Raw genomic sequence first — 13537 nt, 5'->3', positions numbered from 1 at the left:
GGGAGGACACCTCGGCGACTCCCGCTGTCACCCCTGGTCGTACACCCCCGGTCCGATGCCCGCGGTCCGCCCCGCCTCGTACGATCGGCGCATGTCCGAGACGCTCGCGCCCCCGCCGACCCTCCCGCCCCGCCTCCGGCGGGTACCGCCCGGCGCCTGGACCGCGCTCGCGTGGTGCCTCTCGCTGCTCTCGCCCACCCTCGGGGATGCCGGCAGTCCGCCCCGCGGGACCACCACCGACGCCACGAACCCCGGCCACCCGCCGGCCGTCCACCAGGACTGGTCGACCGCGGCGTTCACCACCCCGGTCGCCCTCCTCGCCGCCGCCCTGGTGCGCCGCCGGCCCCGCACGGCCGTCGCACTGCTGCTGGCCGCCACCGTGGCGCAGACCGAGGCCTGGCGCTGGGAAATCCAACTGCCGCCGACCGCGCTGCTCGCGGTGGTCACCGCCCTCTGCCTGGTCACCGCCGCCGAACCCCGCCGGACCTCGCGCGCGGCCCTGGCCATGGTGCTGGGCGTGCTGACCCTGCATCTGCTCCTCGCGCCCGCGCTCGGCGGCGGCCTGCTGCTCACCGGCACCCGGATCGGCGCCAATGACGCGGGCGTCCTGATCGCCGTCATCGCCTGGCTGGTGGGCCGCTCGGTCCACCAGTCCCGGGAGCACGCCGAGGCGTTGAGCGCCCGGGCGGCGGCGCAGGCGGTCACCGCCGAACGGCTGCGGATCGCCCGCGAGATGCACGACACCGTGGCGCACAGCATCGGCATCGTCGCCCTCCAGGCGGGCGCGGCCCGCCGGGTCCTCGACACCCGGCCGGACCGGGCCCGCGAGGCCCTCGCCGAGATCGAGACCGCCGGCCGGGAGACCCTGGCCGGGCTGCGCCGGATGCTCGGCGCGCTCCGCCGGGCCGACGACGCCGACGACCCCGGGACCGACGGCTCCGCCCTCCCGGCCCACACCCCGCCCGGCCTGGCCGACCTCGACCGGCTGGCCGCCGCGACCACCGCCGCCGGCGTGCGGGTCGACCTCCGGTGGCAGGGCGAACGGCACCAACTGCCGCCCGAGGTCGACCTGGCGGCCTTCCGGATCGTCCAGGAGTCGCTGGCCAATGTGGTCCGCCACGCCGGCACCCCCTCCTGTCGGGTCACCGTCGACCACCGGCGGCCCGCCGAACTCGGCCTCGACATCAGCGACCGCGGCCGCGGCCGTGGCACCTCCCCCGCCGGCTACGGGCTGGTGGGCCTCCGGGAGCGGGTCGCGCTGCTGCACGGCGACTTCACCGCCGCGCCGCGCCCCGACGGTGGTTTCCGGGTCACCGCCCGCCTGCCGCTGAAGGGATCCGCCCGATGACACCCGCACCACCCACCGCCCCGGCCGCCCCCGTCGTCCGCGTAGTCCTCGCCGACGACCAGCCCCTCGTCCGGGCCGCCCTGGAGATGGTCATCACCGAGGCCGAGGACCTGGAGGTGGTCGGCGAGGCCGGGAACGGCGCCGAGGCGGTCCGTCTCGCCGAGGAACTGCGCCCCGACGTCGTGGTGATGGACATCCGGATGCCCGTGCTCGACGGCATCGAGGCCACCCGCCGGGTCACCGCCGGCCCTTCCCCGGCCCGGGTCGTCGTCCTCACCACCTTCGACGAGGACGAGAACGTCTACGCCGCCCTGCACGCCGGTGCCTCCGGATTCCTCGTCAAGGACATGGCCCTGGACGACATCCTGGACGCGATCCGGGTGGTCGCCGCCGGCGAGGCGCTGCTCTCCCCGAGCGTCACCCGCCGCCTCATCGCCGAGTTCACCGCCCGCCCTGCCCCGGGCCCGGCCGCCGCACCCGCGTCGGAGTCCGTACCCGCGCCCGCGCCCGCAGGGGCCGACCGCCTCGCCGCCATCACCGACCGGGAACGCGAGATCCTCACCCTCGTCGGCCGGGGCCTCGCCAATCCCGAGATCGCCACCGAACTCGTCCTCAGCCCCGCCACGGTCAAGACCTACATCACCCGCCTCCTCACCAAGCTCGCCGCCCGCGACCGCGTCCAACTCGTCATCCTCGCCTACGAGTCCGGACTGGTCCCGCTGACCGCCGGCGCCCCGAAGGACCGGCGGTGACAGCGGGTCGGACCCCGGCCGCGGAAGCCGCGGAAGCTGCGGGGGCTCAGTTCACGGCGTGGGTCACGCAGTGGACGGAGTCGTAGTCCCGGAGCGAGACGTTGACCCGGGTCGATACTCACGGGGGCCGGGACGCGAGGATTCCAGGGTGCGCTCCGTCAGACCGATCGGATTTCGGCTCGACACCGCCGAAGCGGTCTCGCATGCCGTCCATGAACGCTACGAGCGCGCGCACGGGCAGTCGAGCTCGGCCGCGAAAAAGGGCGCCCCGGGCAACTGCCTTCCTTGCACGCGGATTTCGGCACCCGGGTGGACAATGAAAGCCGGAGTTCCCGTCCCGGCCGCCGGAGCCGCCGGAGTGTCCGGCCAGCCGATGGTGCGGCACGGGCCGGTGGCGTGCGCCCCCGCCCGGATGCTCCGAACGTGCGGCCGGGCGCACCGAGATCCGAACGGGCGGCCGGGCACACCGAGAAAGGAACGACCATGTCGGCCACAGCACTGGAACTGGGGGAGATCGTCCAGGTCGAGGTACGGGACGCGGCGGGGGTGGTGACGGACTTCTCGCACGACTACGCGGTCGATGCCAGCCGCCTGCTGCGGATTCCCTCGCTGAACATGATCCTCGCCGAGGGCAAGCCACTGACGCCGGACCTGCGGGCCGAGATCGAGAACCGGTTCGTGACGGACGGCATCCTCACCATCGTCACCGTCAATCTCGGGATGCGGGGCGACCGGGTGGACCTGGAGAACACCATCCAACCGGGGGACAAGCTCTTCGTGCGGATGCTCAATCCCGACGGCACCATCGACGCGAGTTCCGGCTCGTTCCCGGTGGACGCCTCGGGCAGCATCAACATGCCCTTCCTGGGCGGGGTCCTCGTCCGCGACAACCGCTTCTTCGAGGCGGAGCACCAGATCGAGCAGGGGTTGCTGGACGGCCAGATCTTCCAGCAACCGCTGGTCAACGTGACCCGCGTGGAGCTCTTCTGAGCCTGCCCTCCCAGGTCCGAGGGCGCAAAGAATCTCACGGAAGGTATTGGAGCACCCGCAGGCTCGGGAATAGAGTGGGTCACATACCCGACAACTTGCCCTGCCGTGAGCTCTTTCCCGCAGGTCGACCCCGCTCTTGAGGAGATGGGTCCGGCACGTACTGGCCAATTGCCGTCGGCCCGGAACCGGCGCTTCATCAGATCGGCGACCGATTTCCCGGGGGCGATGCGGCATTCCGCGGTCCGATCGGTGGCACAGCGGCGACACAGCGGTGGCAGAGCGCCACCGGCACGCTGTTCCCGGATCGATCACAATCCGTGGCCCGGGCCGTGAATTGTCACTGCCCGTGATATTTCCCGGCCATTCTTCCGGACCCGCCGTGAGGAGTCCGCCATGCCCCAGCTGAATCCCTTCCCCCACGACGGCGAGGGCGGACTCGGTCCGTCCGCCTCGGCCAAGGGCTGGCACCAGGGGTACATCGCCGCGGTGAGCTCGCCGTCCGAACTGCCCCGGACCCCGTCGGCGCGCAGCACCGAGTTCATGGACGCGTTCGACCTGGGCGCGGCGGCGGGCCGGGCGGACGGCCTGGCCGAGGGCTGGCGCTGGCGGTACTTCGGCGAGGACGCGCGGACCGGTGCCGACACCGGGCAGGGGCCGCAGCCGGCGCGGAGCCCCGTCGAGCCGGTGAACGCCGGGGAGGGCGGGCCGGCGAGGGCGGGCTACCCGCTGGCCTGGCACTGCGTGGGCGCGGCGGCGCTGCGGGTGGTACTGGAGCAGTTCGCCCCCGGCTCCGACCGGGACTTCCCCGGCCTGCGCCTCGACCGGGTGTGCGCCGACAAGGGCGTCGGCCATCTCTACCTGCCGGTCCGGCTGGTTCCCGGTGACCCTCCGGCCGAGCCGACCGGCGACCCGCTCGGCGATCAGGGGTTCTGGCACGGCACAGCCACCGACACGCTCGCCGACGCCGCCGCCGAGGGTCCGGACGGGCCGGACGGGCCCGACGCACCGGAGACCCGGGCGCCGACCTTCCTCGGCCTGGTCCGCTACCGGCCCGCCGGGGAGCACGATTTCTGGGACCTGCTGCCGGCCGGCGGCCGTATGCCGCCGACGCGCGGCTGACGAGGAGCGAGGTGTGCCATGGGCGGCATTCCGGGGCTCGACCTGGAGAAGCTGGCGGACGGTAATCTCCCGGACACGCTGAAGATCGACCTGCCGTTACCCCCCGTGCAGCTGCGCGGCCAGCTGGACCGCAAGGGCTTCACCGAGTTCTCGGGGGTGCTGAGCGCGGCGATGCCGGTCACCACGGTGACGGCCTTCGGTCAGATCTCGCTGGGCCGGCCGCCGGCGTTCATCGTGCTGATGGGCGCGACCTTCCCCGAGCCCGGACTGCAGATCGGGCTGGGCTTCGCGGTCAGCGGCATCGGCGGGGTGGTGGGGGTCAACAAGGCGGTCGACCGGGACACGCTGCTGGCCTGCATCGCCGACGGCACCGCCGGTGAACTGCTGTTCCCGCCCGACCCGGTGGAGGCCGCGGTGCGGGTGATCCCCCGCCTGGCGTCGCTGTTCCCGACCGTTCCGGGGCGGCTCGTGGTCGGGCCGATGTTCCGGATCTCCTGGGGCGGCCGGATGGTCGACCTGTCGGCGGCCGTGGTGGCCGAGCTGCCCGATCCGGTGCGGCTGTCGATCCTCGGCATCCTGCGGGTGATGGTGCCCGACCCGGCGGCGCCGGTCATCGAGCTGAAGGCGACCTTCGCGGGCCAGTACGACACGGCCGAGCCCAGCGCCTTCCTGATGGCCTCCCTGACGGGTTCGCGGATGGCGGGCATCCCGCTCGACGGTGACGTCCTGGTGCTCAGCCGGGGCGGGGACGACCCGCTCTTCGTGCTCAGCGCGGGCGGCTTCCACCCGGCGTTCCCGGTCCCGCGCGGGGTGCCGAAGCTGCACCGGCTGGCGATGGACCTCTCCCCCACGCCGTGGCTGCAGCTGCGCTGCGAGTCGTACTTCGCGGTGACCAGCAACACCGTCCAGTTCGGGGCGAAGCTGTCCCTGGTCGCCGAGATCGCGGACTGCGGTCTGCGCGGGCAGTTCGCCCTGGACGTGCTGATCCAGTTCAAGCCGACGATGTCGTTCACCGCGTCGATGCGCGGCGCGCTGTCGGTCGAGGTGTTCGGCGAGACCCTGCTGGGCATCGCGTTCGAGCTGATCCTGGAGGGGCCCACCCCCTGGCACGCGGTCGGCCGGGGCCGGATCAAGCTGTTCCTGTTCAAGGTGTCGTTCAACTTCGACCTGAGCTGGGGCGGCGGGCCGCCGCCGCTGCCCGCCTCCACCGTCAACCTCGGCGACGAGCTGGTCAAGGCCTTCGCACAGCCCTCGGCGTGGAGCGTGCTGCCGCCGTCCGCCGCCGACCGCAGCCCGGTGCGGCTCGCCCCGTTCGCGAACCGGCTGCTGGCCGAGGGACGGCGGGTGCACCCGCACGGCCGGCTGGCGGCCCGCCAGCACGTGCTGCCGCTCGGGGTGGACATCGCGCGGTTCGGGCACGCCGCGGTCGACCCGCCGGAGCGGTGGGACATCGTCGAGCCCCGGCTCGGTGACGAGGACTCCCGCGAGGGCTCGGTCTCCGACTCCTTCGCGCCCGGGCAGTTCCTGGACCTGACCGAGGACCAGCAGCTGAGCACCGATGCCTACGCCCAGTACCGCTCGGGCGTCAGGTTCGCCCCCGACCTCTCGGGGCCCGACGACTCGGCCTTCGTCGGGGTGGAGCTCGGCTGGGAGACCAAGATCGTCCAGGATCCGGTGCCGATGCGTTCGCACATCCGGCGCATGATCCGCTCCCACGCCCATGTCTCCGCCGAGCAGGTGGCCGCCGCCGCCTCGATCCGCGACGCCCACTGGTGGCAGACCGCCGGGCCGGCGCTCCGGGTGGCGGCGGAGCAACCGCTCGCGGCGGTGTCCAGCTGGTCGATGACGCAGCTCATGGTCGCGGCCGCGCCGCCCGCCGGCGACGCCGGGATGCCGAACGCCGAACTGCGCGGCCTGCTGGGCGGCCGGGGCGGGGTCCGGGTGGTGGAGGCCTGGGAGGCGAGACTCCGATGAGCGGCGACGACCTGGAGTTCGCGTCGTACCTGCAGAGCCCGGTGGCCGCGTCGATCCCCCACACCGCCACCAACCTCGAACCCGACCTGGCGCCCACCCTCACCCTGACCGGGCCGCGGGACCGGCGGCTGCCGGTGCAGGGCCGGGGCCTGCGGATGCTCGGCCCCGAGGGCGTGGTGGGCCTGGACACCCGGCACATCCTGCGCGTCGAACCGGTGCCCGGCAGCACCGACGTGGAGCCCAACTACCTGCCCTTCGTGGAGTTCGACCTGCCCGAGCTGCCCTGGCTGTTCACCCCGGCCAGGGCCACCGACGGACACCTGCGGCCCTGGCTGCAGCTGATCGTGGTGGAGGCCGCCGGGCACGCCGTCCAGCCGGGCAACCCGCTGCCCTTCGTCGATGTCGAGATCGGCCTGCTGCCGCCGCTCGACGACGCCTGGCAGTGGGCGCACATCCAGCGGCCGGCCGGACAGCGGGGGCCGATGATCTCCCGGCTGCTCTGCCCGCGCCGGCTCCAGGGCAACCTCGACTACCTGGCCTGCCTGGTGCCGTCCTTCCAGGGCGGGGTGACCGCCGGGCTCACCGGCGGCTTCGCCGAGATCGACCAGCCGGGCGACGCCTGGCCGTTCCCCGGCCAGGGCGTCTTCCGGCTGCCCGTCTACCACTCCTGGGGCTTCCGCACCGGCGAGGAGGGCGACTTCGAGCAACTGGCGACGGCCGTGGTGCCGCTGCGGCCGGAGGAGGCCGGACTGCTGGGCGGGCGGACCGTCGACGTCACCCGGCCCTGGCTGCACGGCGATCCGCTCGCCTCCGGCGACCCGGCGGCCGGCCGGCAGACCATCACCGTCCAGGGCGTCCTCACCCTGTTCGACCCGCCGCCGGGCACGGTCACCCAGGCCGCCCTCGACGACTTCAGGACCAGGGTCGCGGCGCACATCGACCGCGGCACCGAGACCGAACTCGCGCCGCCGCTGTACGGCGGCCACCCGGTGGTCGCCCGGTCCGTCGAACCGGGCGCGACGGGCTGGCTGGCCGAGCTCAACCTCGACCCGGAGTACCGGATCGCGGCCGCCCTGGGCGCCGACTGGGTGCGGGAGAACCAGGAGTTCCTGATGGCCCGGGCCTGGGACCAGCTGGGCGCCGTCCGGGAGGCCAACCGCAAGCTGCAGGAGACCGTCTTCTGCACCGCGGTCGCCGACTCGCTGTACCGGCGCCACCTGCAGACCCTCTCCCCCGGCGAGCTGATGGCGGTGGCCGCGCCGGTCGGCGACCGGGTCCGCACCGACAGCGGACTGCCGCTGCGGACCGAGGTCGCGGTCAGCCCGGCCCCGACCGCGCTGGCCGACTCCGCCTACCACCGGCTGCTGCGCCGGCGCGGGCCGCTCGCCCGCCGGGCCTCCCTCGACGGCGACAGCCTGGCCCGGCGCACGATGACCGGCGCGCTGCTGCCCCCGCTGGCCGTGCCGCTGGTGACCCGGCCGGGCACCTCGCCCACCGTCGAGGTCGCGGCCGGCGACGCGTTCGCGGAACGCGTCGACGGCGCCCTCCACTCCGCCGCCACCCGGCACACCACCGGGATGCTGCGCACGATGGCCGCGGTCGCCCCCGCCGCGCTCGCCAACGGCTTCACGGACCAGGCCGGGGCGATCACCTCGCTGCTCGCCCCCTCGATCGGGCGGATGGCGGGCGAACAGGAGGGATTCGCCGCGGACTCCATGACCGCGGACGACCTGCTCATGTCGGAGCAGCTGTTCGACTCCGGGACGGTCGAGCCGCTCGTCGGCGACCTCACCGGCATGACGGAGTCGCTCCCGGACGGCTTCGGCATGACGCTCTCCGCCCCGTTCACCGTCCTGGCCGGCCAGGAGTCGATGACCGACGACCCCGGCAGCCAACTGCTGCAGTACGGGGTGCCGATCGACCCGGACGCCTACAAGGAGCGGCTGGTCGGCGCGCTCGACCCGACGCCGCTGCTGGCCGCCCGGCTGGAGGACCGGATCACCGTGACCGGCGAGTCGCTGGTCGCGCTGCCCGAGCAGATCACCGACCCGGTGATGGTCTGCCCGGACTTCCCCGCCGCGATGGCGCTCGCGATCAAGGAGAGCGAACCCGACTGGTTCCTGCCCGGCATCGCCGCCGTCCCGGACGACCGGGCCGTCCTGCTCAAGGCCAACGGCCCGTTCATCGCCGCCTTCATGGTCGGCGCCAACGACGAGCTCAACCGGGAGATGCGCTGGCGCGAGTACCCCACCGACCTGCGCGGCAGCCCGTTCACCCACTTCTGGCCGCGCCCCGACGGCCTCGCCGACATCCCGCCGGTGCACGGCTGGGCCCCCGACGGCGCCCTCGGCAGCCACCTCGCCATGGACGCCAACGACCTGGACGTGCTGCTGATCCGCGGCCGGCTGGTGCACCGCTACCCCGGCATGATCGTGGCCGCCGTCCCGCCGGCCGCCGTCCAGGACCCCCTGCTCGCCCCGGACACCTGGGTGGCGCCCCTCATGGTGCTGCCCATGGACGAGCACACCTGCGCCTACGCCTTCCAGCTGCCCCCCGGCGAGGACATCCACAACTGGTGGATCGTGCTCGCCGAGAACGGCCGACGGCTGCGGTTCGGCTACGACACCGCGCCCGGCACGGGCGCCGGCATGAAGACCTGGGACGACCTCAACTGGGACCGCGTCCTGGTCAACGGGTTCGCCTCGCTCGGCCGGATGCCGGCCGACCCGCCGGTCTCCGAGCAGGAGCACCCCCGCACCGACGGGCGGAGCTGGAACTCCGCCGACGTCGCCCGGGTCACCCTGCAACGGCCGTTCCGTCTGCTCCGCACCGCCCGCAGCCTGATGGGAGAAGCCCCGTGACCAGCGAGATCGCCGCCGCGCACCGCGCCGTCAGCGACGCCCGGGTCGCCCTCGACTGGTCGAGGACCGGACTCGCCGGCTACGAGAAACGGGTACTCGCCCAGGAGACCGGGCTCGAGGCCGAACACCTGGCCGCCACCCAGGAGGTGGACGCCGCCCAGACCCGCTACCAACAGGCCCGTGAGGCCTACCGGGACCTGGCGACCGCCGAGCCGCCGCTCTGGTCCGAGGACGGCTCCGACCCGCTGGTGCTCCTCCCGTTACGGCTGGAGACGGTGTACCGGGGCCTCGGTGGCCCCGAACCGCAGCTGTGGATCCGGGCCTACCCCGACGACATCCACGTCGACTCCCACGAGACCGGCCTCACCGCCGAGGAGCGCGCCGCCACCGAGGCCTACTGGGTGGAGGTCTGGACCGCCGGGCCGAACGAGGAGGGCCGCGCGGCCGCCTGGAGCACCCTCGTCGCGGCCATCGGCCCCGGCCGGGCCGCCTGGGCCGTCCGCGCCCTGCGCCCGCAGGGCCCCCGCCCCGACACCGAGACCCCGCCGGACGAGATCGTGGCCTCCCCGGAGCCCTGGGTCGCCGAACCGACCGTCGTCGACAGCACGTTCACCCGCGCCGCGCACAGCTACGTCCTGCCCGACCGGCTGGTGTTCTCCGGCTACGAGACCACCGGTGACGGCCAGATCGGCCTTCTCTGGCGCCAGGAGGGCGAGCCGATCGCCGCGACACTGGAGGTCGGCCCGGCCCCCGGCAAGCCGGTGCCACCGCGCTGGCTCGGCGACTTCGACGAGGCCGTCCGGGTCGGCATGGGCGTCCGGGTACCGCTGACCGGACTGCGCACCGACTTCAGCCTGGTCACCGTCACCGGCGTGCGCGGCGGCGGCTCCGCCGACACCGCGCAGCTGCTCACCACCCTGTTGGAGGCCCACCGCTGCACCGACGGCCTCGCCGTCCTGCCCACCGGCACCCCCACCAACAACACCGACGCCACCCGCTCGGCCTGGCACCCGCGCACCCCGCCCGAGCCGCCGGACCGCGTCGACGAGCAGCAGGCCGCCCTCGCCCCCGGCAGCACCCAGGCGGCGGCACGGGCCGCGACCGCGCTCGGCGGGACCGCCGCCGCCGTGCTCGCCGAGGCCACCGACGGACTCGCCGACGACGAGCACCAACTGCTGACCCTGCTCCAGACCGCGGCCGGCGCCTTCTCCGCCGCCTCCAGCAACTGGCGCACCCTGGAGGGCACCACCCTGCCCGACCTCACCTTCCTGGTCTCGCACTACATCCACCACGTCCGCGGCCGGGGCCTGCTGCCGACGCTGCGGGTCGGCAACCAGCCGTACGGGCTGCTGCCTGTCACCTCGCTCGACCTGTGGCACGGCAGCGAGGTGGACCTGCGGATCCTCAACCACATCTCCGGCTTCCGGACCCTGGTCGAGTCGCAGGCCTTCCGCTCCCCCGGCGTCGGCGCCGGCGGCGACCCGGACCAGGTGATCAACGACCTGCTGCACCGCCTGCCCGCCTCCCGGCGCCTTCGGTACATGCAGCAGGACATCGTGAACGCGCCGTTCGAGCCGCCGCCGGACACCCCGATCGGGTCCGTTCCGCACGACAGCCTGTTCACCTGGGCGCTGCCGCCCTCCCCGGACTTCGTCCCCTTCCCGGTGGAGTTCTTGTGCGACCAGCGGCCGACCCCCGAGATGGTGGAACTCGCCCGGGCCCGACCGGTCCGCTTCATGTGGGGCTTCTGGCAGCAGGCGCTCGCGCAGCTCGCCACGGGGCAGGGGGCCTCGCCGGAGCTCCTCGCCGGGATGCTGGCCCTGTCCTCCTCCACGGAGGCGATCAGCACCGGCCGGCTGGGGCTCTTCTACCACTACGCCACCAACCTGATGTTCACCTACGGCTTCCACGTGGAGGAATTCCTCCGGGCCGGCACGCCGGTGCCCGCCCCCGGGGTCGGGCTCAAGAACGGCGAGCTCGTCACCGCGGCCGGCTTCGCGCCGCAGTTCCTCGACTGGCTCTCGCTCGCGTTCGAGCAGCTCGCCGCCGCGGAGGACCTGTCGCTCATCACCCCGCCGCCGCCCGGCCCGTCCGAGCCGCCCCTGCCCGAGGGCTCGGACCTGCCGTACGCCGACACGCCGCGCCTGGAGCTGCTGCTGTGCGAGGCGCTGGACACCCAGACCCACCGGCTGGACGCGTGGATGTCCTCGGTCGCCCACGCCCGCCTCGCCAAGACCCGGGCCACCCGCCCCGACGGCACCCACCTGGGGGCGTACGGCTGGGTGGCCGACCTCCACCCGCGCCCGGAGTCGCTGCCGCCGGAGGAGCCGCTCCCCGGTGACGAACCGGGGCCCCCGGCCGGGGAGGGCATCGGGGAGCCGGCCGAGCCGCCCGGGGCCGATGACTCCGGCGAGCCGCAGACCAACGACGGCTACCTCCTCGCCCCGTCCCTGCACCACGCCGTCACCGCCGCCGTACTGCGCTCCGGCTGGCTCAGCCACACCGACCGCCAGGCCTTCGCCGTCGACCTCAGCGCCGCCCGGGTCCGCCGCGCGCTCGCCGTCGTCGACGGCGTCCGCTCCGGCCAGAGCCTCGGCGCCCTGCTCGGCTACCGGTTCGAACGCGGCCTGCACGACAACGGGCTCGACGCCCTCGTCGCACCCGTCCGGGACGCCTTCCCGACGCCCCGCCTGGTCGACCCGAGCGTTCCCGGCAGCGACGAGGCCAGGACCGCGATCGCGGCCCGCGACGTCGTCGACGGACTGGCCCTGCTGGCCGACTGGCGCGCCCACGGCGAGCAGTTGCAGGACATCCTCGGCAACCTTCCCCCCGAGGACCTGCCCCTGCTCGACGGGGCCACCACGCTGATGCTGGAACTGGCGGACACCCTCGACGCGGTCGGCGACCTGCTGCTCGCCGAGAGCGTGCACCAGCTGGTCGCCGGAAGCCCGCTGCGGGCCGCGTCCTCGGCCGACGGCATCACCCGCGGCGACCGCCTGCCGCAGGACTTCGAGGTGGTCCGCACCCCGCGCGCCGCCACCGCCCTGACCCACCGGGTCGCCGTACTCACGCCCGCCGGACCCGTTCCCGGCTGGGACGCGACCCGGCCGCTCGCCCAACTGGAGCCCGCCGTCGAGCGCTGGTGCGAGGCCCGGCTCGGCGACCCCGGCGGCTGGCGGTTCGACTTCGGCGACCCGGCCGCACCGCTCACCCTCACCCTCGCCGACCTCGGCGTCTGCGCGCTCGACGTGGTCCTCGGCGCCGGGCCGCCCGGCAGCCGCGACGCCGACCCCGCCCAGCAGGACACCGCCCTCGCCCGCCGACTGCTGCGCCAGGCCGCCACTCGCGCCGGCGCCGCGACCACCCCGCCCGTCACGGCGAACGGCGCCGCGCGGTTCGCCGAACTGCGGCTGCTCTGCAACGCGCTGGCGGGCGTGCTCGCCGGCGCCGAACCGCTGCTCACCTCCCACCTCGACCAGAGGAGCGGCGACGACTGGGCCGGCGCCGACCTGACCGGCTTCGCCACCCGGGTGGAGAACTGGCACAACGCCACCACCAGCGCCGTCGCCAATCTGGTCGAACAGGTGAAGGTGCTGCCGGGCCTCGCCGACACGGTCTCCCGCACCCTGGACAGCCTCGCCGATCTCGGGATCACCTCCGCCTACAGCCTCGGCCCGCCGACCGACGAGGCCGGGATCGCGGAGCTGCGGAAGCAGGCCGCCACAGTCCTCAACCGCTTCGCCGCCAACCCGCTCGCCCCGCTGCCCGGCCCCCCGCCGGAAGAGCCGGCCGCGGCGCTCGGCTGGATCACCGCCGTCACCGCCGCGGTGTCCTCGGCACTCGCCGGCACCCTGCCCGTCCTGGCCGAACTGCGGCTCGGCGGCACCCCGGCGGGCGACGCGCTCACCGCCGGGCCGCCGGAGGGCGCGGACGAGGACGGCACCGGCAACTGGCTGGTGCAGATGGAACGCGTCCGGCCGAACGTCCGCGCCCTCGACGACGCGCTCGCCGCCGCGGAGGTCCTGGCCGACACCCCGCCCTGCGGCACGACCGTCGTCCAACTCCCCACCGGACAGCCCTGGATCGCCCGCGGCCCGGCCCCCGTACCGTCCAGGACCAGGCCCGCCGCCCGCCACAGCGCGCTGCTGCGCACCGACGGCGCCCCCGATCCGGACCACGTCGCGGGACTCCTGATCGACTCCTGGACCGAGTCCGTCCCCGAACCGCCCCCCGCTCCCCCCGCCGACGCCCCACCGCCCGAGGGCGACGCCGAGCCCTCCGTCGAGGAGCTGGGCGGACTGGCCTTCCACTACAACCAGCCCGACGCCCGCGCCCCGCAGGCCCTGCTGGTCGCGGTGCCGCCCGACCCGCTGCGCGGCTGGCGGATGGAGGACGTGCACGCGATCGTCGAGGAGACCTACGCCGTCGCCCGGATCCGCAGCCTGGACCTCAACGACCTCACCGAGCTGCGCGGGCTGCTGCCCGTCCAGACC

Annotated in this window: 6 protein-coding genes and 1 pseudogene; all 7 read left to right on the top strand. The window is 74.4% G+C overall.

Going from position 1 to position 13537, the window contains the following annotated elements; translation table 11 throughout:
* Window positions 1-91: 91 nt before the first annotated feature.
* Window positions 92-1348 carry a sensor histidine kinase gene (locus tag VR45_RS15470; RefSeq protein ID WP_045940335.1) on the top strand — a complete coding sequence of 419 codons (1257 nt, stop codon included), beginning with the start codon at window positions 92-94 and terminating at the stop codon, window positions 1346-1348.
* Entirely contained in the window at window positions 1345-2100 is a 756-nt protein-coding gene (locus VR45_RS15465; RefSeq protein ID WP_045940334.1) for a response regulator transcription factor, read from the top strand. The genes VR45_RS15470 and VR45_RS15465 overlap by 4 nt, the downstream gene beginning before the upstream one ends.
* A gap of 483 nt (window positions 2101-2583) precedes the next feature.
* On the top strand, window positions 2584-3090 hold the full coding sequence (locus tag VR45_RS15460; RefSeq protein WP_045940333.1) for a polysaccharide biosynthesis/export family protein: 507 nt from the start codon (window positions 2584-2586) through the stop codon (window positions 3088-3090).
* A 393-nt stretch (window positions 3091-3483) separates the two neighbouring features.
* Complete coding sequence (locus VR45_RS15455) at window positions 3484-4209, top strand: hypothetical protein (protein WP_045940332.1); 726 nt, start codon at window positions 3484-3486, stop codon at window positions 4207-4209.
* A gap of 18 nt (window positions 4210-4227) precedes the next feature.
* Window positions 4228-6183: a DUF6603 domain-containing protein gene (locus VR45_RS15450; protein WP_052709105.1), complete on the top strand. Its 1956-nt coding sequence runs from the start codon at window positions 4228-4230 to the stop codon at window positions 6181-6183.
* Complete coding sequence (locus VR45_RS15445) at window positions 6180-9044, top strand: hypothetical protein (RefSeq protein ID WP_045940331.1); 2865 nt, start codon at window positions 6180-6182, stop codon at window positions 9042-9044. Before VR45_RS15450 ends, VR45_RS15445 begins: the two co-directional genes overlap by 4 nt.
* Window positions 9041-13537 (top strand): annotated as a pseudogene (locus VR45_RS15440) (hypothetical protein); the annotation flags it as partial. The gene VR45_RS15445 and the pseudogene VR45_RS15440, both read left to right, overlap by 4 nt.

The sequence above is a fragment of the Streptomyces sp. NRRL S-495 genome, from assembly GCF_000966955.1.
Lineage (GTDB): Bacteria > Actinomycetota > Actinomycetes > Streptomycetales > Streptomycetaceae > Kitasatospora > Kitasatospora purpeofusca.
The sequence above is the reverse complement of the archived record's forward strand: the minus strand, read 5'-3'. Positions and strand labels throughout refer to the sequence as shown.